This is a genomic window from Desulfomicrobium norvegicum, from assembly GCF_900114595.1.
GTDB classification, from domain to species: domain Bacteria; phylum Desulfobacterota; class Desulfovibrionia; order Desulfovibrionales; family Desulfomicrobiaceae; genus Desulfomicrobium; species Desulfomicrobium macestii.
Genome location: NZ_FOTO01000001.1, coordinates 36,643 through 62,636 on the forward strand (window position 1 = coordinate 36,643; position 25,994 = coordinate 62,636).

Sequence of the window (25,994 nt, forward strand, 5' to 3'; positions counted from 1 at the left end):
GCGCGATGTTTGCGATCATTGGCTTAATTGTTGTTATGGGCTGCGTAGCGGGCGGCTACATGATGGCCCACGGAAACTTCAGCGTCCTGTGGCAGCCTGCGGAATTCGTGATCATTCTCGGCGCTGCCATCGGCACCTTCCTCATCGCCTCGCCGATGAAGGTCATCAAGCTGACGATGGGCGGCTTCGCCAGCGCCTTCAAGGCCAAGGCTCCCGGCAAGGACGAATATCTCCAATTGCTGCGCGCGCTCTACGACCTGCTGACCCTGGCCAAGCATGAAGGCATCATCGCGCTCGAAAGCCACGCCAACAAGCCCAAGGAAAGCAGCATCTTCACGCCCTACCCCTTTGTGATCAAAAACCACCATGTGCTCGATTTCATCTGCGACAACGTAAAGACTTACGCCATGGCCGGCATGGAACCCCATGAATTCGAATCCATCATGGACATCGACATGGAAGCGCATCACGAAGAGGAGATGATCGCCGCCGGTTCCATCAACAAACTCGCCGACTCCATGCCCGCCCTCGGCATCGTGGCCTGCGTGCTCGGCGTCGTCATCACCATGGGCGCGCTCAACGAGCCGCCGGAGGTCCTGGGCGCGCACATCGGCGCGGCCCTGGTCGGAACATTCTTCGGCATCCTGATGGCTTACGGCTTCGTCGCTCCGTTCGCCACCAACGTCGAACACCAGGTCCGGGACCAGCACACGCTCCTGAATGTGGCCAAGACCGCCATCATGTCCTTCGCCCTTGGTTGGGCTCCTGCCCTGGCCCTTGAGGCTGCCCGTCGCGCCGTGCCCAGCTCGGCCCGCCCCACCTTTGAAGAACTCGAAAGCGCAGTGCGCAAGAAATAGCCGTGGCCGAAAAAAAAGCTGTCATCATCAAGAAGGTCAAAAAAGGCGGACACGGTGGACATCACGGAGGCGCCTGGAAAATCGCCTACGCGGACCTCGTCACGGCCATGATGGCCTTCTTCCTGCTGATGTGGCTTCTGAACAACGTAAGCGAAGAAAAGAAAGAGCAATTGTCCATCTATTTCAAGGAATTTTCGGTCATAGATGGGCTGCCTCCCTCCATGAGCATGGGGGCCGGCGGTCAAAGCGCCTCCGAATCGCAGTTCACCCCGCTCATCATGGAAGGGACGACGGGCATGTACGCCGAAGGCAAATCCCAGGAGGAAATCCTCAAGGAAGCCATGGCCAAGATGATCGAGGAGCGCCTGAAGGAATACAAGGAGGAGCTCATCATCGACACCTTTGACAACGGCGTGCGCATCCAGATGCTTTACGGAGAGGGCAACCCGTTTTTTGATTCGGCCAGCTCGCAATTGACCGGAGATGCGCGAAACGTGCTCAAAGTCATCGCGGACACCGTACGCGACCTGCCCAATCAGGTTGCCGTCGAAGGCCATACCGACGCAGTGCCCCTTGGGGGGCCGCAATCCCGCTACACCAACTGGGAACTTTCCACGGACCGCGCATCATCCGCGCGCGTCATCCTCCAGGAATTCGGAGTGGACCCCAAACGCATGGTCAGGGTTGCGGGATATGCCGCCACGCAGCCACTGATCCGCGAAAATCCTGAAGATCCCCGCAATCGCAGGGTCAGCATTCTCCTCTTCAACGACCCGACGCGGAGCCCCGTGGACGTGAATTCGACATCAGGACAAAATGGTCAGCTGTCGGTCAATCCACTCATGAATGGAACCGCCGTGCCTGCGGTGCCACAAGGCGCCCCGCCCCTGCCCTCCAGGCATTGAGCCCGGTCCTTGCGCTGAGTCCTTGCCACGACGCAAATAACCCCCTGCTCGCAGATACGCGCAGGGGGTTATTTTTTTATCTGGAAAACAGCCGTTCAGGCCAAGGGTCCAGTTTCAGGAAGCGGCAGCAGCCACTCCGAACACGCTCCGGCCCGGAGCGCATGACCGACGCGAACTTCCGGAACGTCCAGCAGGTGAGCGCGAATCAGAGGCATTTCGCGGTGCGGGCCGTCCGGATCTTCCGGCAGGGGCGTTGCGACCGGGGGTTCTGCCGGGAGCACGGGCTGGACGGGGCTCTTCAAAGGAAGCCTCGTCACCGCCGTTTGAATAGGCGAACCCTTCAAGGCGTATGCGTTCCAGTCGGCCGCCCAGGATGCGCTCGATGGCATTGATCTGGGCGGAGTCTTCCGGAGTGACCAGGGTTATGGCCTGGCCGCTCTTGTCCGCGCGGCCGGTGCGTCCGATGCGGTGCGTGTAGCTCTCGGCCGTATCCGGCAGATCGAAATTGACGACATGGGAAATGCGTACGCAGTCGATGCCGCGAGCCGCGATATCGGTGGCGACCATGATCCTGTATTTGCCGCTGCGAAAGCCATCCAGGGCTTCCTGTCTGCGATTCTGGGACAGGTTGCCCTGCAAGGACGTCGCGAGCATCCCTTTCTGTTCCAGCTTGCGGGCAAGACTCTTGGCCCGATGCTTGGTGCGGGTGAAGATGAGCACGCAGTCATGCGGAGTCCTGCCCAGAAAAGCTTCGAGCAGAGCCATCTTCTGGCCGGCGGAAACCGGGTACAGGGCATGCTGGATCTTTTCCGGCGGAGCCGTGTTGGAAACCTGGACTACTACAGGCTGAACCAGAACCTGATCCGCGATCTTGCGGATTTCGGGCGGCATGGTCGCGGAAAAGAGGAGGTTCTGACGCTTGGCCGGCAATTTGGCCATGATGCGACGCAGGTCGGGCAAAAAGCCCATGTCAAACATGCGGTCCGCTTCGTCGAGGACCAGGGCGTTCACATGGGACAAGTCCACCATGCCACGGTTGACAAGGTCAAGCAGACGTCCGGGGCACGCCACCAGGACACTCGCCGAACGGGCGGCCTTGACCTGCGGAGTTTCGCCAACGCCGCCGAAAACAGCCGCGGAGCGGATGCCGGTCTGTTTGCCGAGAGAAATGAAAGTCTCGTGAATCTGGAGCGCCAGCTCACGGGTAGGGGCCAGCACAAGCACCCGAACCGGGCCGCGCACGGAAATGCCGTCAGTGATCATGCGCTGCAACAGAGGCAGGGCAAAAGCAGCGGTCTTGCCGGTGCCGGTCTGGGCCAGTCCAAGGACATCCTTGCCGGCGAGCACCGACGGAATGGCCTGAATCTGAATGGGGGTGGGAGTAACATAGCCGCAGTCACGGATGCCAACGTTCAAACGCTGGTCAAAAGAAAAAGAGGAAAAATCCACAAATGGTCCTGTGGTTGGAGGAAAATCAACGACTGGCGTGATGAACAATCGAAGGCCGGACTTGCCGGAAGAATGGAAAATCTCCAAGACGAGATGATGACGGGCCGTTGCCGGACAGGGTCCGCAAGGCTTCAAGGCTCAAGTCTGCTCACGCGAGAGAGGTGAGCCATAAGCCCCTTTGAGGGGGAATGCAAAGGAAATAATGCGGGCGAAAAAAGTCGAAAAGGCTGCATCGCGAACGATGCAGCCTGATTTTTCGGTGGTGGGCCAACAAGGAATCGAACCTTGAACCTGCTGATTAAGAGTCAGATGCTCTACCAATTGAGCTATTGGCCCGCGCAAACAGAAGGGCTTACTAGACAGCGGGGCAAACATTGTCAAACAAAAAATTGCAATTCGAAAAAAATGAAAACAGCTTCGTGCGAAGCCGGCACGTTCAACCGAAGACTGCATCTTCCCGCCACACGACATTGGCATCGTCTCCGCCACGAAAGACAAGATGCACGATGTCCAGGCCGGGATGACCGCTCGCATGACTTTTGACTCGTCATGCCTGATCTGGCAGGAATGGGGACTGGTACCACCTCTTGCAAGGAAGAATGAGGTGGTCTTGTACGGCCATGAACTTCAAGGGGATGACATGAAAAGATATGTGATGCTGGCCATGATGGCGGTACTCTTGATCGTGGGCGCGGCTCACGCGCAGACCGCCTACGTGACTGACGTTTTCGAGATAACACTGCGCTCTGGGCCGAGCAACAGCAACAAGATCCTGAAGATGCTGCCCTCCAGCACGCCGGTGGAGGTGGTCAAAAACGACAAGGACTGGTCCCTCGTGCGGGCCGAAGGCGTGGAAGGGTGGGTGCTGGCCCGGTATCTGACCAGGACGGCCCCGGCCGCCCTTCAGGTGGAACGGTTCGCCAGCGAGAACGAAGCCCTGCGCGCCAAAATGGCCGAGATGACCGAGAAGACCAGCGCCACAGCCGGGGAAAACCAGGCGCTGCTGGACCGCCTGAACCGCGCCGAGACGGAACTGGCCTCGTTGCAGCAGCGGTACGCAGAACTGGAACGTGGATCGAAGGCCTATGTGGACTTGAAGAGAGCCCATGATGAACTCACCGCGCTGCAGGCCCAAACGGCGCAGCGGGCAGAAGTCCTGGAGATGAAGAACAGGGACCTGAGCGGTGACACGCAGTTCAGGTGGTTCCTCACCGGCGCGGGCGTCGTAGGCGCGAGTCTGCTCCTGGGCCTGATTCTGGGCCGGTTGCAACGGAAGAAAACAGGCCGCATGTTTGGCTGAACGATGCCCGGCGGCGTGTCTTCGAACAACGTGCAAGCACAGCGCATTTCCTGCAATACTGCGGTCCATCGTGATCAAACCTCGCGACATGCCCGCAAGCATCGTGACCGCATCCTTCCGTCTCCGTCATCACAATGTGGCGGATCAAGAGCTCAGGACTCCAGCAGCTGGTAGGTCAGCACTCCGAGTTCCACGGTGATGTCCATATTCAGCACCACCATGTTTTCCGGGACCCGCACCGGACGGGAAGCGAAATAGAGAGCTCCTCGGACGCCCAGCTGCGAAAGGCGGTCGATGACGCCCTGGACTTCCGGAGGCGGGACGGCAATGATGGCCAGGTCGATGCGGCTTGCGTCCAGCTCCTGTTCGAGGTTGGCGATGTCATGGACAGGAATGCCTTCGATGGACGTGCCCACGCTGGCGCCGGCGTGGTCGAAAATCTGGACCACCTCCAGGTTGCGTTTCTTGAAGGACGCCGAATGCATGAGCACGCTGCCCAGGCCTCCGGCTCCAATCAGGGCGACCTTCCAGTGCCGGTCAGATCCGAGAATCCGGGCGATCTGCTCGCGCAGCTCCGGCACATGGTAGCCGACGCCCCGGACCCCGAAGGAACCGAACTCGGCGAGATCCCGGCGGACCAGGCTCTGGGTCACGCCGTCGATCTTTTCGAGGTCCGCGGACGAAATGACCTTCACGCCCTTGTTCTGAAGGTGGTCCAATGTGCGCAGATATGTGGACATACGCCGGATGATGAGGTTCTTCTTGTCGATCCTCGGGCGTTTTTTCGTGTTTGCCATGATGCGGATACCTCGCGTGCTGGTGTGAAACAGAAGAAAGTTCGCCCATCAAATGCACTGCGGTCAAGAAATAATTCAGTGCATCCAGTGCGAGTCGCGACCATCCGGTTCGAAACGCTTTGCCGGCATTGCCGCACCGCACCGATTTCCCGCCTCAAAGCAGCCGCCGGTCCTGGATATCGAGATTCACAAGGCCCAGCTTTTTCGCTTTTTCGACAACAGCCGCATATTCCGCTGAAGTAATTGTTCTGGACAGTTCCGGATACTCCAGAGCCCTGTATTCGGGATGGTACTGCGCCATGATGTTTACGTATGTATCCGCAGGAAGATTTTGAGCGATCCATTCCATGATAATTTCCGATCCGCCGACATTGTTCGGCAAGACAAGATGCCGGATGATGAGCCCGCGCTGTATGATTCCGCCCCCGGCATATTGCGCCGGGCCTGTCTGGCGATGCATCTCGAGGATGGCCTTGGCCGTCAGTTCCGGATAACTCGCCGCCCCTGCCGAATACTTCGACGCCATGTCCGCATCCCAATACTTGAAATCCGGCATGTAGATGTCCACGACTCCGTCCAGCATCCCGAGAATTTCAAGCCGCTCCCAACCGCAGGTGTTGTAGACCAGCGGCAGGCGCAGGCCGCGGGCGGCTGCGATGTCGAGGGCGCCGAGGATATGGGCGCTGTAGTGCGTGGGCGTGACCAGGTTGATGTTGTGGCAACCCGAGTCCTGCAGGCAGAGCATCAGCCCGGCCAGCTCCTCGACGCTCTGCTCCATGCCCTCCCCCGAAATGCTGATCTCCCAGTTCTGGCAGAAGGAGCAGCGCAGACTGCAATGGGAAAAGAAGATCGTACCTGACCCGTTCAGTCCCACCAGGGGCCGCTCTTCCCCAAAATGCGCGCCGTAGGAGGAGATGACGAGCCGCGTGCCCGGGGCACGGCAGAACCCGAGTTCCCCCTGCAGACGGTCGGCCCCGCACTTCCGGGGGCAGAGGCGGCATTCCCCCATCATGGCCCAAAGGGCCCCGGCGCGCCGGCGCAACTCGCCCGTGCGGTGGAGGGCACGATAGGCCGGCTCGAACGCCTGACGCTGCGGGGCCTGCACTGTGGAATCCCTGCGGTTCTCGGCCATATTCATGAGTTCCTCCGAAAAGGTTGCGACAGGGGACGGTTTCAGGGAAAGCACCGCCCGGAATGGTCGGACGCGATGCGCCCTGCAGCGCGGTGCGATCGGATTCGCAACACTGCGTAGGCGGCATGACGTGTCGCTGCGCATCTTCGTGCCCATAAAAATGCGAAAATCCGATCTCTCCGGATATGCATGGACCCGGAATTACCCTATTCCCCTTTGAGCCGAACGAAAACACCCCGGGCTCCGGCCGCCGCACACCGCCAACCAAGGGACCGAAACCGATGAAACAGGCCTGCCTCACCCTCTTTTTCCTTCTTCTCTGCTCCGCCGCCGTCGCCGAAGGCGTCTGGCGAGTCAAGGGGCATGCGTTTTCCAATGTCCACGCATGGCAGAAAGGCACTGAGGTGCGGGTCAGCGGGCGGGTCAGCGGCGGGCCGGTCAGAACGCCCTTCCAGGCGGTCGTCCATGTACAGAACGATGAAGGAAAAACCCACCGGGTGACAATTCGCAAAAAAACGTTCTCGGGCCAGGGCGAAACGTTCGAGGGCGGGTTCAGGGCGCCGAAGCGCTCCCGGTGGTGGCAGATCATCCAGATCGAGGTTGTCGGGGCGGACCCGGCCGAAATAGCGCGACAGGCGGCGCAATCGAGAACCATGGCACGCCTGGCCACGCCCTCTTCCCCAGCACCCGCCGACATGCCGGAAAGTGGCCCGCCCCAATGCTTCCCCATCGAAACGAAAACCTCGGGCGAGGTCTCAAGGGTCCTCTTCTCATCCATGCGACCCGTCTGTGTGACACTTCGGAACCGCAGGTCCGGCAGGCTGGTCCTCATGAAGAGCGTCTCGCCCCATGACCTTGAAAACACGCCCCTGCCCTGCGGCGAATATTCCGTGAAGATCGTGGGCGACGGGTTCGTGTCGCAGAAGGACGTCAGCATCTCCGGGCAAAGCCAGGTCCTCGACCTGAACTAGGCGGGCGCGCCCGGCGCCAGGCGTTTCGGCCCGGGCCCAGCCTGGCGGCCCCCGCCCGATGCGGGTCTCGCCTGGTCCCGGCGAACGGCCGGTCCCGTGCTCATGCCCCCCTCACGACTTCATACCCCTTTCCGAAAACACCCGACCCATGACCTTCAGCCCTTCGAGGGCAAGCAGGGGTATCGCGCCCAGGGCGAAGAGCAGGACCGCGTCGGCCGCGGGGATGTGCACGGTCTTGAGGAAACGCCCCAGCATTTCGTTGTGCTGGCTCAGCACCTGCACGCCGAGCGTCAGGGACACGGCCAGCAGCAGATTCATGTTGGAGGTGACGGACATCCGCCAGACGGGCCTGGTCGCGCTGCGGGCGCCGAAGGAGCGCAGGAGCTCGGCCACGACGAGGACCGTGAAGGCCCAGGACCGGGCCGTTTCCACGCTGCCCCCGTGCAGGGCGAGGAGGTAGGCCGCGAAGGCTGCCGAGGCGGTCAGCACTCCCGTCAGGAACATGCTGCCCAGGAAGCCGCCGTCCGTGATGCCCTCTGTCCGGGAGCGGGGGCGGCGCTGCATGACCTCGGGGTCGATGGGGTCCGTGGCCAGGCAGAGGGCGGGCAGGCCGTCGGTGACAAGGTTGATCCACAGCAGATGGATGGGCAGCAGCGGCACGGGCAGGCCGATGATGACGCAGACCGCCATGAGCAGCAGTTCGCCGGTGTTGCCCGCCAGGAGATACTGCAGGGTCTTGCGGATGTTGTCGAAGATGCCCCGGCCCTCCTCCACGGCGTCCACGATGGTGGCGAAATTGTCGTCGGTGATGACCATGTCCGAGGCCTGCCGCGTGACCTCGGTGCCGCTGCGGCCCATGGCGATGCCGATGTCCGCGCCCTTGACGGCCGGAGCGTCGTTGACGCCGTCCCCGGTCATGGCCACCACGGCTCCGCCCTCCTTCCAGGCGCGGATGACGCGCAGCTTGTGCTCGGCCGTGACCCGGGCATAGACGTCGATGCCCGTGACACGCCGGGCAAGTTCCCCGTCGCTCATGGCATTCAGCTCTGCCCCTGACACGGCCTGACCTTCGGCAGAAATGCCCAGTTCACGGGCGATGGCGGCCGCCGTGTGCGGATGGTCGCCGGTGATCATGACCACGCGGATGCCTGCCGCCCGGCATCTGGCCACGGCTTCCCCGGCTTCCGGGCGCGGCGGGTCGTACATGCCGCAGAGGCCGATGAAGGTCAGGCCCTGCTCGATGGGGTTGGACACATGGGGTGACGAACCCGATGGACGGGAGGCGGGGACGGCGCAGTCCCGGGCGAGAACGCCGGAGAGGTCGGCTTCATCCAGATCGCGGCGGGCGGAGCCCAGGACACGCAGAGCCTGGCCGGCCATGGCTGCGTTTTGTGCGGCGATGTTGCGGCGGTCCCCGTCGGTCATGGGGCGAACTCCCTCGGGGGCAAGGATGCGCGTGCAGCGCTCCAGGAGCACGTCGGGCGCGCCGTTGACCAGGGCGCGGGCCGTTCCGTCCGGCATGCGGCGGACAACGGTGCTCAGCTTGCGGTCGGAGTCGAAGGGGATCTCGTGCACGCGCGGCATGGCGGCGTCAAAACCGTCCGGATCGCCGCCGGCCTTGGCCCCGGCCGCCAGCATGGCGGCTTCGGTGGGGTCGCCCACCGCGCTCCACGTCCCGTCCTTCTCGGCCAGGCGGGCGTTGTTGCAGCCCAGCAGGACCGAGGACAGTTCCAGCAAAACTTCCCGCTGCCGGTCATCCGGGGCTCCCCCGCCCGCCAGCACCTCGCCATCCGGCGCGTAGCCCTCGCCCGTGACCTCGAAAGCCTGCCCGGCGGCGTACAGGGCCCGCACGGTCATCTCCCCGGCCGTCAGGGTGCCGGTCTTGTCCGTGCAGATGACCGTGGTCGAACCCAGCGTCTCGACGGCGGGCAGGCTGCGCACCAGGGCGCGGCGGCGGGCCATGCGCGAGACGCCCAGGGCCAGGGCCACCGTGACCACGGCGGGCAGGCCCTCGGGCACGGCCGCGACGGCCAGGCTGACGGCGCCCAGAAAAAGCTCGAAAGGCGCGCTGCCGCGCAGGTACCCCAGCAGGAACAGCAGCGCCACGATGCCCAGAGTCGCCCAGATCAGCACGCGGCCGAAGGCGTCGAGCTTCTTCTGCAGCGGCGTGTCCTCCTCCCCCGTCTCGATGAGCTGCGCGATGCGGCCCAGTTCCGTGCCCATGCCCGTGGCCGTGACCACGGCCCTGGCCGTGCCCGTGGCCACGCTCGTGCCCATGAAAATCATGTTCAAACGGTCCGCCAGCAGTGTCTCGCATGCGCAGGCCGCCCTGGCGTCCTTGTCCACGGCGTCGGACTCCCCGGTCAGGGCCGACTCGACGCACGAGAAGGCCGTTGATGCGAAAAGGCGGGCGTCAGCGGCCACCAGGTCGCCGGCTTCCAGGGCGAGCACATCCCCGGGAACGACTTTGGCCGCCGCGACGGCGGTCACGCGCCCGTCGCGCAGCACCTTGGCCTGGGGCGCGGCCATCCTGCGCAGGGCCGCGATGGACTTTTCGGCGTTATACTCCTGATAGAAGCCCATGGCCGCGTTGAGCACGACAATGGCCAGGATGGCGAACGCGTCCACGGCCTCCCCGAGCATCCCGGAAACAACGGCGGCAACCACGAGAATCCAGACGATGAGGCTCCTGAACTGGGCCAGAAGCAACCGCCACGGGCTGACTCCCGCGGAGGCACTGATCTCGTTGGGCCCGCAGGCGGACAGGCGATGGCGGGCCTGGGCGGTCGCAAGGCCCTCGGCCCTTGAATCCAGGGCGACCAGGACTTCCGAGACAGGAAGCGCGTGCCAGGTTCTGTGTTCATTGCCGGGGAAATCGGTCATGTTCTCTTTCCTGTCGGACCCTCCGCAGCCGGCGCACGCCTGCTGAGGAGGGATCGGTTGCAAGAGCGCTGTTTGTGAAATCCCCTTCACGGTAACGCCGGAGAACGCTCAAGGCAATGCGCCCCGATCCTTGGTTACCCTAAAGGGGGATCGGGGCGCATTGCGAACCTCCGTGCCTGCCGCCTCGTCAAAATACGGCGACGGGCCGGATATTGCGGTCCGTCATTCAGGAAGGGCATCCCCGACGCAGGGAATTGTGGGCATCCATGGCGCAGAGCTTGCCGCACATGGTGCAGGTCTTTCCTTCGCTGGCGCGGTTTTCCTCCCAGCGGCGCCGGGGCAGATCTTTATCCAGGGCCGCCGCGAACATGCCTTCCCAGTCCAGTTCCTTGCGGCAAACGGACAAAGCGCGGTCCCTGTCCATGGCGCCTTGAACGCCCTTGGCGATATCACCGGAATGCGCCGCGATGAGCGTACTGATCACGCCCTGATGCACATCGTCCATGTCAGGCAGGCAGAGATGCTCGGCGGGAGTCACATAGCACAGAAAATCCGCACCCGCGGCCGCCGCGACAGCCCCTCCGATGGCGGCGGTGATGTGGTCGTACCCAGGCGCTATGTCCGTGGTCAAAGGGCCCAGCACATAAAAGGGCGCGCCGTCGCAGATGCGCTTTTGCAGCATGACATTGCCCGCGATCTGATTCAGGGGCATGTGTCCCGGCCCCTCGATCATGACCTGGACACCTCTGGCCCTGGCCCGCCTGCCCAGTTCCCCGATGACCAGCAGCTCCTGGATCTGCGCGGAGTCCGTGGCGTCGCTGACCGCTCCGGGGCGCAGTCCGTCACCCAGGCTCAGGGTGACATCGAAGCGGAACGCGATGTCGAGGAGTCTGTCGAATTCCTCCAGCAACGGATTTTCACGGTTGTTGCGTTCCATCCAGGCCGCCAGGAGCGCCCCGCCCCGGCTGACGATCCCGGCCACCCGATCCTGCCCATGCGTCCTGGCCACGGCCTGGCGGGTCACACCGCAGTGCACGGTGATGTAATCAAGCCCCTCCGCGCACTGCGCCTCGATGGATTCGAGCAGCAAGGAGGCGGTCATGGCTTCTATTGAGTGTCCGGCATCGACCAGATCGGCGGCCACCGCATACAGAGGAACGGCCCCGACCATGACCGGCGAATGATGCAGGATCGCACGCCTGGTGGTCATCAGATCGCGGCCCGTGGACAGGTCCATGACGCTGTGCGCTCCGGCCCTGACCGCGACGTCTAGCTTGGCCAACTCAATGTCCAGCGCACCCTGCACTCCGGATGTACCGATGTTGGCGTTGACCTTGGTTTTCAGGCCCGCGCCAATCCCCTCGACGGAAAAAGTCCGCCCCACGTTTTTTGGAATGACGATCCGCCCCTGCGCAACGCCCTCACGGATGATTTCAGGATCCAGACTCTCCTTCTCCGCCACTACCCGCATTTCAGGGGTAATCGTTCCCTCTCGGGCTAAACTCGACTGTGTCATGTTGACCTCGGTTGAAAATGAAAAAAGCCGTTCTCCAGCAAAGGAAAACGGCCGCACGAGCGTCACCATGTTTTTTCGTTTTCCTACGCTGGAATTATCCAGATCAGGTTCAAAGGGTATAATCTCAGACTCATGCGAGCCACCCCTAACTTCTGTCGTGGTGCTTAGTCGGTTCCAAACCCAAGGTCAACGGCGGGATCTTTCAAGGTGCGAACCCTGCGATCCGGTGGCGCAGGGCGATTATTTCTTCGCGTAGCGGGTCCTCGCCCGGCAAATCCCGCACGGCCTCGTCCAAAAGCCTCAAGGCCTCGGCTTTCTCGCCAGTTCGGGACAGGACCAGCGCCCGGGTGCTCTTGAAAAGCACGTTGCCGGGCTCGATCTTCAGAGCCTGGGCGGACCATTTCAGAGCGTCCCGCTCCTGCCCCAGATTTGTCTGGGCAAAGGCCAGATTGTTCATGGCTTCAGGATTTTCTGGATTTCGCTTCAGGGCCTGCCGGTAACTGGCCGCGGCTTCTTTCCAATCACCCAGGGCCGCGTGCACGTTGCCCAGATTGATGAGCGGCTGATCCCAGGAGCGGTCCCTGGCGGCCGCGGTTTCGTAGGCCCCGAGGGCCAGATCAAGTTCTCCGGAGGCCTCGTAGGAGGCCCCCAGATCATTGTGCTCCCTGGCATCCAGCGGATCGGAGAGCACGACAATCCTGGGCGTGGCGCAGCCGCCCAGGGCAAAGGCGAGGCAAAGGACAAGACAGCATGCAAGGCGCACGGTTCACTCCAGAAACAGATATAGTCGGTTCATGCGTTCCCAGCGGTCGAGCAGCTCGCGGTCGAGCAGGAACATGTCCCCGCTGGTACCAATGTGCATGAGCAGCCCGGCGGAATCGTATCCATAGACAACCACGTAATGCCCCTGGCTGAACATCTTCGTGCCCATGTCGAGCATGAGGATGACCGGCCCTCCAGAGTCGATCATTGCTCGGACCATGTCCAGGTCGCCGCGCCCGGATCGGGTCGTGAAACCCAGGGACCGGGCATGGTTCTCCATGTCGGGAAGCAGCGATCGCTCAAGGCCCGGGGTGAAGACGCGGCGCGTCACTTCATCCAGCGCAACATTCCTGCCGTGAAAAGCCAGCACCGAGGCCAGGGCCGCCGGTCCGCAGTCATTGACCTTGGTCTGGGGAACGAACGGAACCTGTAGACGCACCGCACGGGGAAAAGAGTCCTGAACCGGCTGAAAGGCGGGGCGCTGCATACACCCCGCACAGGAGAACACCAGAATCAGGAGCAGCGGGCAAAGCGCTCTAGCTGATGACAATGCGCTTGTCGCTTATGTGCAGGATGAGCACGACCAGCAAAATGACCAGCAGGACCGCGATGACCGCCCCGAGAATGCCGCCGCCCACGTCGCCGGAGAGACCGGCCAGCTGATGCAGCTGCTCGTCGGAAAGCGAACCGAGCTTGGCGTCCACCTCTTCCGGAGTCAGGCCGTAGTCAGCCAGCCGCTGGGTCACGACCTTGTTCTCCAGGGCGCTCTGGATGGAAGCGATGTCGGCGCTGCGCTCGGACACGATCTCGCCCGAAGACAGGCGGCTTTGCGCCAGAAAGGCATCGGCGTTGGACGGAATGAACGCGATAAAGAGATAAGCGACCAGAATCGGCCAGCACACGCGCGTGTTGAAAAACCATTTTTGTCGATTCATGCTTCAAGCCTCCATGAAATTACGGTCACAAGCTCCACTACTTCCCGGCGCACACCGGCGACATCTGTCAGACGGAGCAATCCTTTGGGAAAAGTAACCGCTTCTTACAGCGTCCGAGGCTTGATAGTCAAACCGCTTCCATGCGCAAGCCCCGCTGCATGCCGAAATGGACGACATCGCGAACATCCGGCTTGCACGACATGGACGAACGCGAGGGACCGCATACAAAAATTCGCTTGACGTCGTTGCGTTCAAATCGGCCAATCATGAACTTCAAAGAATTTAGCAACGAACCGGAACGACGTATGACAAAGATTTATCCTGCATCGTGACTTGGCGTGTTACATTTCAAATGTCTTACACATAGACCTATTGACATTCACCAGTATTAAGACTTTAGATTTAAAAACTACAGCATTTGTTTTTGCACAAAAGTGAAAAAGGACCTTTGGTTGAAATAGAACGCGATGCATCCTGCAAAAAGCGCTTTCTATTCTCAAACCACCCAAGGAGTGTTCAATGAGCCCCAATTTGGCCAAACCTTTCATAAGCGCAACCAAGCATGTACTCTCCGCCACTGCGGCTCTTGAGGTCGTGGCTGGCCCGCCCTATGTGAAAAAAGACAAGATTGCCTGCGGCTGTGTTTCCGCGTTGATCGGCATCACCGGCGACAAAAAAGGGACTTTCTGCATCTCTTTCGACAAGAACACGGCCGTTTACATAGTCCGGCAAATGCTCGGCGACGCCATCGAGGATGTCGTGCAGGACGTGCAGGACGCCATGGGCGAAATCACGAACATGATCTCCGGCCATGCACGGGTCGGCCTGGTCGATCTGGGCTTTAAACTGCAAGGCTCCACACCGTCGGTCATCATGGGAGACAACCACTCAATATCATACCGGACCTCGGCGCGGGCCATCGCCATCCCCTTTTCCTGTCAGGCTGGAAAGTTCACCCTCGAATTCTGCTTCGACTAGAACGACCCGCATCGTAGTCACAAAGGCAGAGGCATCGTCACACCAATGGCGCTAGGCACGCTCCAGCCCGAAAGAGGCTGGACAGCCGATTTACGCCCCGACTGCCATCCTCCGACCGCTTCCTCCCGAACTCCGCCGTCCCGAAAGCGATCTCTCGAAAGCCCTGCCGATTGGTATCGCCATGCCGTCATTGCGGTTCGAATACAAAAACAGTAATCACTCTCAAAAGCATCCCTTTTTTGCATCCAACCCCACTGGAGCGCCATGTCTTCTCAAGATCAAAATCCACTCGCCGGACAAGGCTGGAATTTCGACAATACCTACACCCGTCTGCCCGAATCACTTTTCGTGCGTCAAAAGCCTGTGGCTGTAAAAAAGCCGGGCCTTGCCCTCCTGAACCGCGAACTGGCGTCGTCCCTGGGCCTTGATGCGGACAGCCTCGACGGTCCGGAAGGGGCCGCCGTTTTTGCCGGAAACAGCCTCCCCGCAGGAGCGGACCCCATTGCCCAGGCCTACGCGGGGCATCAGTTCGGACATTTCACCATGCTCGGCGACGGCCGCGCCATTCTCCTTGGCGAACATGTCACCGCCAAGGGCGAGCGCTTCGACATCCAGCTCAAGGGCTCGGGCCAGACCCCATTTTCCCGCCGGGGCGATGGACGCGCGGCCCTTGGGCCCATGCTCCGCGAATACGTCATCAGCGAGGCCATGCACGCCCTTGGAATCCCGACCACGCGCAGCCTCGCCGTGGCCACCACCGGCGAACCCGTACACCGCGAAACAACCCTGGCGGGAGCCGTCCTGACCCGCGTGGCGAGCAGCCACATCCGCGTGGGCACCTTTGAATACCTTGCGGCGCGCGGCAAGACCGAGGACCTGCGCATCCTGGCCGAATACACCATCCGCCGACATTACCCGGAACTTGCCGAGGCCAGAACCCCCTTCCTTGAACTGCTGCGCGCGGTCATGGAGGGCCAGGCCCGGCTCGTGACCAGCTGGCTGCATGTCGGCTTCATCCACGGAGTCATGAACACCGACAACATGGCCCTGTGCGGAGAAAGCATCGACTACGGCCCATGCGCGTTCATGGACGCATACGACCCGGCCACCGTATTCAGCTCCATTGATCGCGACGGACGCTATGCCTACGGCAACCAGCCCTCCATTGCCCAATGGAACCTGACACGCCTGGCCGAAACCCTGCTCCCGCTGCTGCATGAGCATGAGGAAAAGGCCACGGCCCTGGCCCAGGAGACCCTGGAGGAATTTCCGGCGATGTTCCGGCGGCACTGGATTGAAGGCATGCGGGCCAAACTTGGCCTGTTCACGGCCGAGGACGAGGACGCGTCCCTGGCCCAGGAGCTGCTGAAGCTCATGCAGGAAGGCGGCGCGGACTATACCCTGACGCTGCGCGGGCTCACGGAAGAGACTCCGGATGGTTCATTTTACCGCGACATCGGTTTCATGCGCTGGCGAGAGCGCTGGGAAGCGCGGCTGGCCCGACAGCACGAGACACCCGAGGAGTCGCGCATTCTCATGCGCGCGCACAACCCGGCCGTCATCCCGCGCAACCGCCGCGTGGAGGAGGCGCTGGAAGCGGCAACCCTGAAAAACGACCTTGAGCCCATGAAGCGACTTCTGGACGCCCTGTCCACCCCCTTCGAAGACCGGCCCGAACACGCGCGCTACCGCAATCCGGCTCCGCTTGACGCCGATTACCGGACATTCTGCGGAACATGACGCGTTGACCATCAACCATGAGAAAAGCGGATGTGTTCCTCATCGTCGATGATCATGATTCGTGGATGCACTCGCCCTTCTTTTTACGGCCGGACCCAAGGACCGGGAGTTCGATGATGAAGCGCGTGCCTTCGCCTGGGCGGGACTCCAAACGCATCCTGCCATCGTGGCCACGGGTGATGATGAAATAGGACACGGAAAGGCCGAGCCCCGTGCCCACTCCCGGCGGCTTTGTGGTGAAGAACGGCTCGAAGGCCCGGCGCTGCACTTCGGGCGGCATGCCCGGACCGTTGTCCTCCACTTCCAGCACCACATGATCCGCCTCGGTCTTCATGCGCACCACGATGCGCGGCCTCACCACCTCCGGCCGGGCCGAAGCCATGGCCTGGGCCGCATTGCGCAGCAGGTTCAAAAACACCTGCTCGATTTCGGTCTCCGTGCACCTGACGGCGGGAAAATTATCAGCGCACTCCCATACAATTTCTATCCGCTTGAAATCATAACTCTTCTTCAGGTCGTAGTCCTTGTCTGCCAACAGCATGGCCCGTTCGATGACGGCGCGCATATCGCAAAGGCTGCGCTTTGATTCGCTGCGGCGACTAAAATCAAGCATGTGCCGGATGATGTCCGCGGCTCTCACGGAAGCATCCTGGATATTGCGGATAAAATCGTAGAGCCCCCGGATTCGCATATACCGATCGAACAAATCCATATCGAGGCCGATACCTTGGGCCGCCTCGATGTTCTTGGGAAAATCCGGCCGGCTTCTCTGCACGAGGTTCTGGCTGCTGACCATGATGATGCCGAGCGGATTGTTGATCTCATGGGCCACGCCTGCCGCGATCCCGCCCACGGAAATCATCTTTTCGCTCTGGATCATGAGTTCCTGCATATGCTTGAACTCCGTGACATCATGCAGCACGGCCAGAACGCATTTCTCGTCATCAACCGTCAGAAGCTGGCTTGAAAGCACGCACGAAATCGCTTTTCCACCCTTGCATCCCAGGGAAAAATCGATGTTGTCGATCTGTCCGCTCTGCTGCATGCTTCGCCGCACAACCTCGCGCATGGCCGGATCGGCATAGAGCCCAAGCTCAAACGCGGTCTTGCCCACGGCCTCATGATGGGCGAAGCCCGTCAGCCGGGAAAAGGCTTCGTTGACGTCGATGATCCGCCCCTCGGCCAGGTTCATGAGAATGATGACATCGGGCGAAAGCCTGAACAGCTGCGAAAATTTCTCTTCCGACTGTCGCAGTCGCTCTTCGGCCTGCTTGCGCTCCGTAATGTCGATGCCGATGCCCGTCAGATAGGTTTTTCCGTCGATGACCACGGCCACTCCGGAAAAATAGAAGGGAACGGCTCGCCCGTCCCTGGTGAGCATTTCGGCCTCGACCGTGGCCATCCCATCCTTGAGGCCCCTTTCAAGTGCGGCCCGAATATTGGAGGCATGGGGCTCCCGCCCGCCAAACCAGTCGAGAATACTGCGCCCCAGCATCTCGTCGGCCGAGAATCCGGTCATCGATTCGTGCGCCCTGTTCCAGCGCACGAGCCTGCCCTTGCTGTCGTACAAAAACAAAAGTCCGGGCACGCTCTCGAAGATGGCCTGGGTCAGCATCCGCTCCAGGGCAAGCTCGCGTTCGGCCTGCTTGCGGGCACTGACATCCTCGACCACGCCGTTCAAGAACAGCGGACGGCCTTGTGCGTCCTGCTGAATCGAAGCGGTCAGGACGCCCTCGAAGTGCGAGCCGTCCTTGCGCACGAACTCCACCTCCATGCTCAAAGCACCTTCGGAAGACAGCAGCGCTCGCAAATATGCCTCGCGAGCCGAAGGCTCCGCATAGACCGACTCGACCCGAAGTCCGCTGGAGGCAAGGTAATCCTCGCGGGAAGAATAGCCGAACATGCCGCGCAGCGCGGCGTTGCCTTCCAGCAGCTCCCCGTCCAGGGTGGAACGAAAAATTCCCACGGGGGAATGATCGAAAATCACCCGGTATTTCTCCTCGCTCTCGGCCAGGGCGCTTACCTGCCGCTGGATGGTGCGTCCCATGTCCAGAAACCCACGCACCAGCGGCTCGAACTCCGTGTAATAGACCCCGGGGTCGGTCTGGGTATACTCACCCCGCGCATAGGCTCCGACCAGGGAATCAAGGGCCGCGAAAGGCGTCTGAAAATAGTGGCGCATGAGGCGCCTGCCCAGGCAATACTGCGCCACGATGACAAGCAGTGCGATGCCGCCGCCTGCCAGACCGATGCCGACCAGGGTCCTTTGCCGGGCGGAATCCTCCAGGCCCAGGCGGATGAAACCGATGACCTGCCCATCGTGCCTGATCTCGGCCTCGCGGATGATGAAAAGCGCCTGGCCGGTGCCGTGGGCAAACCACACTTCATCCCGGGCATCCCGCAACTCCAGCAGGCCGACGTGCACGTCCATGCTCGTGGCCTTTGCCACCGCCGCCGCACTTTCCCGGTCAAGGGCCCAGAGCGGGGCTTCAAGGGCCTGAGCCAGAAATGTGATGGTGCTCTCGGCCCGTTCACGCATCTGGTTGCCCACCCGCCACGAAAGAAAAAGGAAGACCTGCGTCGAAACGGCAAGGATGATGACCGTGCTCAGCAGTCCCAAAGAAAGGGAGAGACGCTTGGAGAGAGATTTCCTGGGAGCCACGGGGAACCGATCCTTGTGGACAGAGGTGTCAGGCGCAAAGCAAAGCTGGTTTCGTACCTTCCCATAGCGCAAACAGGTTCATCTTTCGAGGAAAAATATTCCCCGCACTTTGGAGTCCAGCCCCGAAAAATCCCCTCGGACAAGGCGCATCCCGCGCCCTGCGCGTAGCGGTGTTCATTGCAACGGGATATCCGCCCTTGTCATTTGTCAATCAAGCGGGTAAGGAACTCTGTCTTTAAACAAAAAACTACTGTAAACAGAGAAGGTATCCGTTTTATATGGCCAAGGAAGAGTCTATCGAAGTTGAAGGTGTCGTCGAGGAAGCCATGCCCAATGCCATGTTTCTGGTTCGTCTGGAAAATGGCCATCAGGTGCTTGGACACATCTCAGGAAAGATGCGCAAGTTCTACATCCGCATCCTGCCCGGTGACAGGGTCAAGCTGGAGCTTTCTCCCTATGACCTGACTCGCGGCAGAATCACCTACCGCTTCAAATAATCCCCCCTGTCGAGAATTCCCGGCACGCGCAATTCAACGCGTGCCGTTTTTTTGTCGCCGGATCCGGCCTGGCAAACACCCTTGTCATCCCCCGGCCCCTGCCGTACCCATGAGCTTATGCCGGAAATAGATCTTCACACCCACTCCACCGCGTCCGATGGCACTTTAAGTCCCTCGGAGCTCGTCGCCGCGGCCGTTGCCGCACGCCTCAAGGCCATCGCCCTGACCGACCACGACACGGTCATGGGGCTGCCCGAAGCCTGCGCCGCAGGACGCGAACTCGGCCTGGAAGTCATCGGGGGGTGCGAACTGAGCGTTGAATTCGAACGCGGCAGCATGCATCTGCTGGGCCTGTGGCTGCCCCAGCACCCGCCGCGCCTGCAAGCCACCTTGGACCGCCTTGGCGACCTGCGCACGGCGCGCAACGAAAACATCATCGCCAACCTGAACTCCTACGGTGTGGACATCACCCACACCGAACTGGAGGACATCACCACTGGCGGTTCCATAGGTCGTCCCCATTTCGCGCAACTGCTGGTGCAAAAAGGCTTCGCGATCAATTTCCAGGATGCGTTCCTGAACTGGCTGCGGCCCGGCACCAAGGGCTACGCACCCAAGGAAAAACTCCGCCCCCGCGAGGCCATCGAGCTTCTTAAAGACGAGCAGGCCACGGTCATCCTGGCCCATCCCTGCACGTTGAAGCTCGAAAAAGACGAGGTGGAGAACGTGCTGCGCGAGCTCAAGGATTTCGGCCTCGACGGCATGGAGGTCTTTTATTCCATGCACACCCAGGCCCAGACAAATTTTTACGCAGGCCTGTGCAACAAGCTGGACCTGCTCCCGAGCGCGGGCTCGGACTTTCATGGCGACAACAAGCGGGGCATCGCCCTAGGCCGGGGCAAGGGCGGCCTGCGCCCCTCCTACGAGCTGGTGCGGCGCATGAAGGAAGCACGGCAAAAACTCGGTTTTCAATTTCCAACCTGCTCGTAACCCATGACACCATCCCCCGAACTTCTCGTCCCTGTCGGCAGCCCGGACAAATTGGCCACTGCCCTGCGCTACGGCGCCGACGCCGTCTATCTTGGCGGCCAGTCCCTGAGCCTGCGCGCCAAAAGCGACGGCTTCTCATTTCCCGAACTTGAAAATGCGGTCAAAGAGACGCACCGGCACGGGGCCAAGGTCTACTTCACGCTGAACCTGCTGGCCTGGGAAGAGCACCTGAGCGACGTGGAGCGGTATCTGGAAGAGATCGACGCCTGCAACGTGGACGGCGTCATCATCGCCGATCCCGGCATCGTGGCCATGGCCCGAAAAAGAATTCCGCACATTCCCATCCACCTTTCCACCCAGGCCAACACGTCCAACTCCGCCTCGGCCATGTTCTGGCGGGATCAGGGCGTGCGCAGGGTCAATGTGGCCAGGGAGCTTGGCGCCGGTCGCATCCGGGCCATGGCGCAAAAAGTTCGTGATCTTGAACTGGAGGTGTTCGTGCACGGAGCCATGTGCATGGCCATCTCGGGTCGCTGCCTGCTGTCCGCGCACCTGAACCAGCGTTCGGGCAACCTGGGCCTGTGCACGCACCCCTGCCGCTTCGACTACAAGATCACCGCCGTTCGTCTGGAAGAACGCCTGCGCCCGGGCCAGGACATGTGGGAGGTTTGCGAGGACGAGCAGTACACGCAGATCATGGGCGCCCAGGACCTGTGTCTGATCAAGTACCTGCGCTGGTTCCGGCAAGCGGGCATAAGCAGCCTGAAGATCGAGGGACGCATGAAGACGCCGTCCTATCTGGCCCAGGTCACGGACATCTACCGCACGGCATTGAACGATCTGGAACAGGGCGCGTTTCGCCCCGCACTGTATCTTGAGGAATTGCAGCAACTCGGCACGCGGTCGCTCTCAACCGGATTCTTCACCCCCGAGCGCATCACCCTGCGCCCCGCCCTGCCCAAAAATCTCAAAAAAAATATCGTCGCCAAACTGATCGAACCCGTCCGTCCGGGACTGTGGCTCATGGACGTCAAGTGCCGCTTTCAGGTCGGCGCCCCTCTTGAAATCGTGCTCCCCGGCCTGCGCCGCCCGCTGCTAGCCTCCGGGGACTATGGCGTTGAAAAAGAGGAAGGCTTTCACCTGAGCACCGCCCACAGCGGGCTGCGCCTGCTCCTGCATTGCGACCATCCAGAGCTTGAACCGGGCATCTTCCTGCGCGCCCACCTGCCCGACGCCCACAACGGCCAGGAAGGCTGAATCATGACCGACACGCCCATGCGCATCTGGGTTGATGCCGACGCCTGCCCCAGGGTGATCAAGGACATCCTCTACCGTGCGGCCGACCGGCGCAAGGTGCGGCTCATCCTGGTGGCCAATTCGCGCTTCCCCGTGCCCAAATCCGAATTCATCGATTTCGTGCAGGTCGGCGCGGGTTTCGACAAAGCGGACCTGGCCATCGTGGAGCAGGCCCGCGACGGAGACCTGGTCATCACCACCGACATCCCGCTGGCTTCGGGGGTCATCGAAAAGGGCGGACTGGGCCTTAGTCCACGGGGCGAACTGTTCACGCCGGACAACATCCGCAGCCGCCTGACCATGCGCGATTTTCTGGACGAGATGCGCGGGTGCGGGGTCATGACCGGCGGGCCTTCGGCCCTTGGCGCCCGGGATCGGCAGGAATTTTCCAATCAGCTGGACCGGCTGCTTACCGGACGCGGGTACTGATCAGGATCGGAGCGATGGACGAAATGGACCGGATGGACCGCGCGGACCGCAACACCCGGGCCGGCATTCAGTCTTTGTCCAGCAGGTAGCGCAACTGGGCCACGGAGCGGCCCGTGCGTCTGGCCAGGGCCTGCAGGGCCTCAAATTCGGGGCGGGCGTAATTTTCCTCTCCGATGACGGTTTCCTTGACGTCCACATCGCCCCAGGGCGTGGGCCGCGTGGACGCGGCGCGGGGCAGCACGGCGCGGGTCGTCTCGGTCATGCGCAGCCCAAGGGTCATGGTCTGGGCAAAGGTCAGATCGCGGATACGAGCCAGATCCCCGGGCCTGCACAGCACCTGCAAAAGTCCCCCGGGCCGGTTTTTCTTCATCACTCCGGGCAGGAAAAGCACATCCAGCGCCCCGGCATCAAGCAACACGTTAAAAACCCCGCCTATCTCCTCCCCCGTGAGATGATCGACATTGGTCTCAAGCACCGTGACCCGCTCCAGCCCCGGCCCGTCCCCGGCCAGAAGCAGGACGCGCAGGCCGTTGACCGTGGGCAGCTCCATGGTCCCAAGGCCAAGCCCGGAGCGCTCAAGACATCCAGAGGGACCTGACGTGAACTCGTCGACCATCCGGTCCAGGAGAAGCGCGCCCGTGGGGGTGATCAGCTCCCCGACCAGCTCCGTCGGGTACACGGGCTTTCCCTGCAAAAGGAGTGTCGTCGCCGGGGCGGGCAGGGGCATGAGCCCATGCGCGCACTGCACCGTGCCCGAAAACCAGGGCAGGCGGGAGCAGGTCACGCGGACGACACCAAGCACTTCCAGAGCCCAAAAGGCCCCGACCACGTCGACCAGCGTGTCCACGGCCCCGACTTCATGAAAGTGCACATCGGCCACCGCGCAGCCATGCACCCGCGCCTCGACCTCGGCCAGACGCTCAAGGGCGGCCTCGCTGCGTGAACGGACATTCTCCGAAAAAGGCAAGGCCCGCACAATAGCCGTCAGGTCGGCCAGATGCCGCAGGGGCTGGGCATGAGGGGCGGCGATGTGCATGCGCTTGCCGCGTATGCCCTTGTCCCGGGCTTCGAGGGCCGCGATTTCGACATCTACTCCGGCCCCGGCAAAAGCGGCGTGCAAGGGGGCCAGCTCCACTCCCAGGTCGGCCATGGCCGCCAGGAACATATCGCCGGCGATCCCGGCTGGACAATCAAGATGCAACTCGGGCATGTGTTTCCTCATAATTCGAATTCGTGACGTGTTCAGCTTGGGGGGTATCACATGAAAATCGCCGCAGTTCAACTGTCCGGACTTCCAGGAGATGTGCGCGGCAATCTGGACAAGATCCGCGCTGCGGTCCGGGTGGGGGCCGAAGCGTCCTGCCGCCTGCTGCTCTTTCCGGAAATATCGGACCTCGGCTACGACATGCCGGCCATCGCGCTCGGCGGCCGCGACTGGTGGCCCAGGGTCCGGGACGAACTCTCGGAACTGGCGCGGGAGCATGAACTCTGCCTGGCCTGCGGCGTGTGCCTGCCCGGGCCGGACGGACTGGCCAATGCGCTGGTGGCCTTCGGCCCGAAAGGCGACATCCTGGCCACCTACCGCAAAATCCATCTTTTCACGGCCACGGATGCCGACGAAACCGGGGTCTTCAGTCCCGGCGGCGAGATCGTCTGTTTCGACTTCGAGGGAATCCGCTTCGGCCTCTCCATATGCTACGACCTGCGCTTTCCCGAACTCTACCGGGCGCAGGCGCTCGGCGGATGCCAGGCCCTGCTCCTGGCTTCGGCCTGGCCCCGGGTGCGCACGGACATCTGGCAGACCCTCTGCACGGCCCGGGCCCTTGAAAACCAGTGCTATCTGCTGGGCGCCAACCGGGTCGGAACCCAAGGAGCCTTTCCTTTTGGCGGACGGTCCCTCTTCGTCACTCCCGGCGGCGAAATCACCCTGGCGGACGAAATGCGCGAGGGCCTGACCCTGGGCAGCATCGATCTGGCCGAACTGACCGCCATCCGCCGAAACATCCCGGCCCTGGCTCATCGAAGACCCGAAATCTATGCCGGAGCTGCCTGCAATTCGGCACGGAGCCTTTGACGGAATGCCGAAAAGGTATTATTCCATGAACAACTTACATGCAATTTCCACTGCTTTGAAAGCAACATTGCCTCATCTAGGGCGGCAACCCGCCTCCAAGGAGAAATAACATGATCATAAAGGAATGGATGACCAAGGACGTTGTCACGGTGGACCCCGAAACCTCCATGATGAGAGCGGCCAAGCTGATGAAGGAAAAAGGCATCCGCCGTCTGCCCGTGGTCGATGAAAAGGGCAAGCTGCTCGGGATGCTCAGCGACCGCGACGTGAAGGAAGCCTCCCCCTCCAAGGCCACGACCCTTGACGTGCACGAGCTTTACTACCTGCTCTCCGAGATCAAGGTCAAAAACATCATGACCCCGAATCCCATAACCATCAGGGAATCGGACACGGTGGTGAAGTGCGCGGCCATCATGCACGACAAGAAAATTTCCGGCCTGCCCGTGCTGAACGACAAGGACGAACTGGTCGGCATCATGACCCAGAACGAAGTCTACAGCGTACTTCTGAGCATAACAGGCGTTTACCACGGCGGAATACAGATCGGCCTCCAACTTTCCGACGTTCGAGGCAGCCTGAAGGAAGTGCTCGACTGCATTCGCGGACACAAAGCCCGCATCAGCTCCATCCTGACCTCCTACGACAAGGTCGAGAAGGGCTACCGCCAAGTCTTCATCCGCATCATGGACATGGACAAGTCCGCACTGAACGAACTGCAAAAGGAACTGACCGAAAAATACAACCTGACCTTCTGGGTTCGGGACAACCTCAACTAAATCCGCTTGCCATCACCCCGGGGCCCGTGGACACGTTCACGGGCCCCGTTCATGTCGGCAGGAGCATCCAGGCAGGAGCATCCATGGAAGAGCATTATCCCATCAAGGACACCTTCGTCGAAATCACCACCACCCTGCAGGCAGCCCTGGACACGGATTACGTCCTCGGCCTGCTGTTCGCCACGGCCCTCATTTCCTTCATCATCGGCCGCATGAGCAAATAAGTTCCGGGTTACGTCCGGTTCAAGGCTTTTTCGAATTCCCGCCATTTGTGCGGGAATTCCTGTTTCCGGGGTCCGCGTTGCAGGCCAGGCGTGGGCAGAATGACAGCGCCGAGGCGGTCAGGCGCGTCTGGCTGCCCCGGCCCTCATGCAGAATCAGGGGAGGATGCACCGCAAGGCCCGCCCCGCCGTTCTTGAAGGCGCGCACAAGCACCAGCCGGGCCGTGCTGTCATGGCGCTGATGCACAAAGAGCAGTTCCTTAGGCTGAAGCCGGGAAGCGCGCAGCAGGTCCAGCAATTCGTCAATTCTTTCGGCCAGATGGATGAAGGCGCAACTCTTGCGGTTGCGCACCAGATACCCGGCGGCCCGCACAAAATCCGAAAGCCCGGCCCGGTGCTCGAAGCGCGCCAGCGTCTTGCTCTCGTCCGGGCAAGTCCGGCCTCGGCCGGGATCGCGGTACGGCGGATTCGAGAGCACCAGATCCATGCTTTCAGGCGCAAGGCCCCACGGCCCGCGCACGTCGGCCCGAAGCAGGGCGAAGCGTTCGTCAAAACCCAGGCGGCGGACATTTTCGCGCGCATGGCGCAGCATGTCCGGGTTCAGATCCAGGCCGACCCCAAAAAAATCGGGGTGGTCAAGGGCCAATCCAAGCCCCACCACCCCGCATCCGGTCCCCAGGTCCAGAACCCGGCCACGCACCTGCTCCCGCCCGGCAAAGGCGGCCAGGAGCAGCGCGTCCATGGAAAAACGAAAACCCGTCTCCGGCTGGGAGAGCCCGCGCGGAAAATTCCGCCGGGCCTGTTCCTCGGCCGTCGTGGTCATG

Annotated in this window: 24 protein-coding genes, 1 tRNA gene and 1 riboswitch; of the genes, 13 read left to right on the plus strand and 12 right to left on the minus strand. The window is 61.7% G+C overall.

Annotated features, from left to right (window positions below; all coding sequences use genetic code 11):
• The first annotated feature begins 5 nt into the window (after window positions 1-5).
• Complete coding sequence (gene motA, locus BMZ24_RS00155; RefSeq protein WP_092188067.1) at window positions 6-857, plus strand: flagellar motor stator protein MotA; 852 nt, start codon at window positions 6-8, stop codon at window positions 855-857.
• A 2-nt stretch (window positions 858-859) separates the two neighbouring features.
• On the plus strand, window positions 860-1,762 hold the full coding sequence (locus tag BMZ24_RS00160; protein ID WP_092188069.1) for a flagellar motor protein MotB: 903 nt from the start codon (window positions 860-862) through the stop codon (window positions 1,760-1,762).
• Between the two features lie 114 nt (window positions 1,763-1,876).
• Here BMZ24_RS00160 and BMZ24_RS00165 read toward each other — a convergent pair whose 3' ends face one another.
• Window positions 1,877-3,211 carry a DEAD/DEAH box helicase gene (locus tag BMZ24_RS00165; RefSeq protein WP_092188071.1) on the minus strand — a complete coding sequence of 445 codons (1,335 nt, stop codon included), beginning with the start codon at window positions 3,209-3,211 and terminating at the stop codon, window positions 1,877-1,879.
• A 260-nt stretch (window positions 3,212-3,471) separates the two neighbouring features.
• A tRNA-Lys gene (locus BMZ24_RS00170) sits at window positions 3,472-3,547 on the minus strand.
• Between the two features lie 304 nt (window positions 3,548-3,851).
• Between BMZ24_RS00170 and BMZ24_RS00175 the strand changes: the two genes are divergently transcribed.
• Window positions 3,852-4,511: a TIGR04211 family SH3 domain-containing protein gene (locus BMZ24_RS00175; RefSeq protein WP_161948992.1), complete on the plus strand. Its 660-nt coding sequence runs from the start codon at window positions 3,852-3,854 to the stop codon at window positions 4,509-4,511.
• A 152-nt stretch (window positions 4,512-4,663) separates the two neighbouring features.
• Here the strand turns inward: BMZ24_RS00175 and BMZ24_RS00180 are convergent, their stop codons facing one another.
• Together BMZ24_RS00180 and BMZ24_RS00185 are read right to left on the minus strand one after the other, a co-directional pair.
• Entirely contained in the window at window positions 4,664-5,308 is a 645-nt protein-coding gene (locus BMZ24_RS00180; protein WP_092188075.1) for a redox-sensing transcriptional repressor Rex, read from the minus strand.
• A gap of 154 nt (window positions 5,309-5,462) precedes the next feature.
• Complete coding sequence (locus tag BMZ24_RS00185; RefSeq protein ID WP_208599788.1) at window positions 5,463-6,446, minus strand: radical SAM protein; 984 nt, start codon at window positions 6,444-6,446, stop codon at window positions 5,463-5,465.
• 275 nt (window positions 6,447-6,721) lie between these two features.
• On the opposite strand from BMZ24_RS00185, the gene BMZ24_RS00190 reads away from it, so the two are divergent.
• Window positions 6,722-7,411 (plus strand): hypothetical protein, encoded by a 690-nt coding sequence (locus tag BMZ24_RS00190; RefSeq protein WP_092188077.1) that lies wholly within the window; start codon window positions 6,722-6,724, stop codon window positions 7,409-7,411.
• Window positions 7,412-7,522: 111 nt separating this feature from the next.
• Here the strand turns inward: BMZ24_RS00190 and BMZ24_RS00195 are convergent, their stop codons facing one another.
• The 5 genes from BMZ24_RS00195 to BMZ24_RS00215 form a co-directional block, all read right to left on the minus strand.
• Window positions 7,523-10,294 carry a cation-translocating P-type ATPase gene (locus BMZ24_RS00195; RefSeq protein ID WP_092188079.1) on the minus strand — a complete coding sequence of 924 codons (2,772 nt, stop codon included), beginning with the start codon at window positions 10,292-10,294 and terminating at the stop codon, window positions 7,523-7,525.
• 226 nt (window positions 10,295-10,520) lie between these two features.
• Window positions 10,521-11,810, minus strand: coding sequence for a phosphomethylpyrimidine synthase ThiC (thiC, locus tag BMZ24_RS00200; RefSeq protein ID WP_092189488.1), 1,290 nt, complete (start codon window positions 11,808-11,810; stop codon window positions 10,521-10,523).
• 63 nt (window positions 11,811-11,873) lie between these two features.
• A riboswitch (TPP riboswitch) is annotated at window positions 11,874-11,967 on the minus strand.
• Window positions 11,968-12,012: 45 nt separating this feature from the next.
• Window positions 12,013-12,573: a tetratricopeptide repeat protein gene (locus BMZ24_RS00205; RefSeq protein ID WP_092188081.1), complete on the minus strand. Its 561-nt coding sequence runs from the start codon at window positions 12,571-12,573 to the stop codon at window positions 12,013-12,015.
• 3 nt (window positions 12,574-12,576) lie between these two features.
• The gene (locus tag BMZ24_RS00210) at window positions 12,577-13,059 is read right to left on the minus strand and encodes a cysteine peptidase family C39 domain-containing protein (protein ID WP_092188083.1); all 483 of its coding nucleotides are present in this window, start codon (window positions 13,057-13,059) and stop codon (window positions 12,577-12,579) included.
• 49 nt (window positions 13,060-13,108) lie between these two features.
• On the minus strand, window positions 13,109-13,507 hold the full coding sequence (locus BMZ24_RS00215; protein ID WP_092188085.1) for a PA2779 family protein: 399 nt from the start codon (window positions 13,505-13,507) through the stop codon (window positions 13,109-13,111).
• Between the two features lie 519 nt (window positions 13,508-14,026).
• On the opposite strand from BMZ24_RS00215, the gene BMZ24_RS00220 reads away from it, so the two are divergent.
• Together BMZ24_RS00220 and BMZ24_RS00225 are read left to right on the plus strand one after the other, a co-directional pair.
• Window positions 14,027-14,485, plus strand: coding sequence for a chemotaxis protein CheX (locus tag BMZ24_RS00220; RefSeq protein ID WP_092188087.1), 459 nt, complete (start codon window positions 14,027-14,029; stop codon window positions 14,483-14,485).
• Window positions 14,486-14,749: 264 nt separating this feature from the next.
• Complete coding sequence (locus BMZ24_RS00225; protein WP_092188089.1) at window positions 14,750-16,225, plus strand: protein adenylyltransferase SelO; 1,476 nt, start codon at window positions 14,750-14,752, stop codon at window positions 16,223-16,225.
• A gap of 52 nt (window positions 16,226-16,277) precedes the next feature.
• Here the strand turns inward: BMZ24_RS00225 and BMZ24_RS00230 are convergent, their stop codons facing one another.
• Complete coding sequence (locus BMZ24_RS00230; RefSeq protein ID WP_143077798.1) at window positions 16,278-18,887, minus strand: PAS domain-containing sensor histidine kinase; 2,610 nt, start codon at window positions 18,885-18,887, stop codon at window positions 16,278-16,280.
• Between the two features lie 278 nt (window positions 18,888-19,165).
• Between BMZ24_RS00230 and infA the strand changes: the two genes are divergently transcribed.
• The 4 genes from infA (at window position 19,166) to BMZ24_RS00250 (ending at window position 22,099) form a co-directional block, all read left to right on the plus strand.
• Window positions 19,166-19,384, plus strand: coding sequence for a translation initiation factor IF-1 (gene infA / locus BMZ24_RS00235; protein ID WP_015772936.1), 219 nt, complete (start codon window positions 19,166-19,168; stop codon window positions 19,382-19,384).
• 117 nt (window positions 19,385-19,501) lie between these two features.
• On the plus strand, window positions 19,502-20,374 hold the full coding sequence (locus BMZ24_RS00240; RefSeq protein ID WP_092188093.1) for a PHP domain-containing protein: 873 nt from the start codon (window positions 19,502-19,504) through the stop codon (window positions 20,372-20,374).
• Between the two features lie 3 nt (window positions 20,375-20,377).
• A complete protein-coding gene (locus BMZ24_RS00245; RefSeq protein ID WP_092188095.1) occupies window positions 20,378-21,631 on the plus strand; it encodes a peptidase U32 family protein in 1,254 nt (417 codons plus the stop codon).
• A 3-nt stretch (window positions 21,632-21,634) separates the two neighbouring features.
• Window positions 21,635-22,099, plus strand: coding sequence for a YaiI/YqxD family protein (locus tag BMZ24_RS00250; RefSeq protein WP_244150253.1), 465 nt, complete (start codon window positions 21,635-21,637; stop codon window positions 22,097-22,099).
• 67 nt (window positions 22,100-22,166) lie between these two features.
• On the opposite strand, the gene larC is transcribed toward BMZ24_RS00250, so the two are convergent.
• Window positions 22,167-23,309 carry a nickel pincer cofactor biosynthesis protein LarC gene (larC, locus tag BMZ24_RS00255; RefSeq protein WP_092188097.1) on the minus strand — a complete coding sequence of 381 codons (1,143 nt, stop codon included), beginning with the start codon at window positions 23,307-23,309 and terminating at the stop codon, window positions 22,167-22,169.
• Window positions 23,310-23,360: 51 nt separating this feature from the next.
• Between larC and BMZ24_RS00260 the strand changes: the two genes are divergently transcribed.
• The 3 genes from BMZ24_RS00260 to BMZ24_RS19620 all read left to right on the plus strand — a co-directional run bounded on the left by BMZ24_RS00260 (window position 23,361) and on the right by BMZ24_RS19620 (window position 25,173).
• Window positions 23,361-24,173 carry a carbon-nitrogen hydrolase family protein gene (locus tag BMZ24_RS00260; RefSeq protein ID WP_092188099.1) on the plus strand — a complete coding sequence of 271 codons (813 nt, stop codon included), beginning with the start codon at window positions 23,361-23,363 and terminating at the stop codon, window positions 24,171-24,173.
• 110 nt (window positions 24,174-24,283) lie between these two features.
• On the plus strand, window positions 24,284-24,949 hold the full coding sequence (locus BMZ24_RS00265; RefSeq protein ID WP_092188101.1) for a CBS and ACT domain-containing protein: 666 nt from the start codon (window positions 24,284-24,286) through the stop codon (window positions 24,947-24,949).
• Between the two features lie 83 nt (window positions 24,950-25,032).
• Window positions 25,033-25,173 carry a hypothetical protein gene (locus BMZ24_RS19620; RefSeq protein WP_153304597.1) on the plus strand — a complete coding sequence of 47 codons (141 nt, stop codon included), beginning with the start codon at window positions 25,033-25,035 and terminating at the stop codon, window positions 25,171-25,173.
• 19 nt (window positions 25,174-25,192) lie between these two features.
• Here BMZ24_RS19620 and BMZ24_RS00270 read toward each other — a convergent pair whose 3' ends face one another.
• Window positions 25,193-25,993, minus strand: a complete 801-nt coding sequence (locus BMZ24_RS00270) for a tRNA1(Val) (adenine(37)-N6)-methyltransferase (RefSeq protein WP_092188103.1) — start codon at window positions 25,991-25,993, stop codon at window positions 25,193-25,195.
• Between the last annotated feature and the right edge of the window lies 1 nt (window position 25,994).

Bases quoted from the DNA above. Each gene is read 5' to 3' on its own strand.
- thiC (WP_092189488.1), bottom strand. From the start codon at position 11,810: ATGACACAGTCGAGTTTAGCCCGAGAGGGAACGATTACCCCTGAAATG.
- BMZ24_RS00225 (WP_092188089.1), top strand. From the start codon at position 14,750: ATGTCTTCTCAAGATCAAAATCCACTCGCCGGACAAGGCTGGAATTTC.
- BMZ24_RS00250 (WP_244150253.1), top strand. From the start codon at position 21,635: ATGACCGACACGCCCATGCGCATCTGGGTTGATGCCGACGCCTGCCCC.
- BMZ24_RS00195 (WP_092188079.1), bottom strand. From the start codon at position 10,294: ATGACCGATTTCCCCGGCAATGAACACAGAACCTGGCACGCGCTTCCT.
- BMZ24_RS00265 (WP_092188101.1), top strand. From the start codon at position 24,284: ATGATCATAAAGGAATGGATGACCAAGGACGTTGTCACGGTGGACCCC.
- BMZ24_RS00180 (WP_092188075.1), bottom strand. From the start codon at position 5,308: ATGGCAAACACGAAAAAACGCCCGAGGATCGACAAGAAGAACCTCATC.
- BMZ24_RS00210 (WP_092188083.1), bottom strand. From the start codon at position 13,059: ATGCAGCGCCCCGCCTTTCAGCCGGTTCAGGACTCTTTTCCCCGTGCG.
- BMZ24_RS00175 (WP_161948992.1), top strand. From the start codon at position 3,852: ATGAAAAGATATGTGATGCTGGCCATGATGGCGGTACTCTTGATCGTG.
- BMZ24_RS00245 (WP_092188095.1), top strand. From the start codon at position 20,378: ATGACACCATCCCCCGAACTTCTCGTCCCTGTCGGCAGCCCGGACAAA.
- BMZ24_RS00190 (WP_092188077.1), top strand. From the start codon at position 6,722: ATGAAACAGGCCTGCCTCACCCTCTTTTTCCTTCTTCTCTGCTCCGCC.
- motA (WP_092188067.1), top strand. From the start codon at position 6: ATGTTTGCGATCATTGGCTTAATTGTTGTTATGGGCTGCGTAGCGGGC.
- BMZ24_RS00185 (WP_208599788.1), bottom strand. From the start codon at position 6,446: ATGAATATGGCCGAGAACCGCAGGGATTCCACAGTGCAGGCCCCGCAG.
- BMZ24_RS00240 (WP_092188093.1), top strand. From the start codon at position 19,502: ATGCCGGAAATAGATCTTCACACCCACTCCACCGCGTCCGATGGCACT.
- BMZ24_RS00215 (WP_092188085.1), bottom strand. From the start codon at position 13,507: ATGAATCGACAAAAATGGTTTTTCAACACGCGCGTGTGCTGGCCGATT.
- larC (WP_092188097.1), bottom strand. From the start codon at position 23,309: ATGCCCGAGTTGCATCTTGATTGTCCAGCCGGGATCGCCGGCGATATG.
- BMZ24_RS00270 (WP_092188103.1), bottom strand. From the start codon at position 25,993: ATGACCACGACGGCCGAGGAACAGGCCCGGCGGAATTTTCCGCGCGGG.
- BMZ24_RS00260 (WP_092188099.1), top strand. From the start codon at position 23,361: ATGAAAATCGCCGCAGTTCAACTGTCCGGACTTCCAGGAGATGTGCGC.
- BMZ24_RS19620 (WP_153304597.1), top strand. From the start codon at position 25,033: ATGGAAGAGCATTATCCCATCAAGGACACCTTCGTCGAAATCACCACC.
- infA (WP_015772936.1), top strand. From the start codon at position 19,166: ATGGCCAAGGAAGAGTCTATCGAAGTTGAAGGTGTCGTCGAGGAAGCC.
- BMZ24_RS00220 (WP_092188087.1), top strand. From the start codon at position 14,027: ATGAGCCCCAATTTGGCCAAACCTTTCATAAGCGCAACCAAGCATGTA.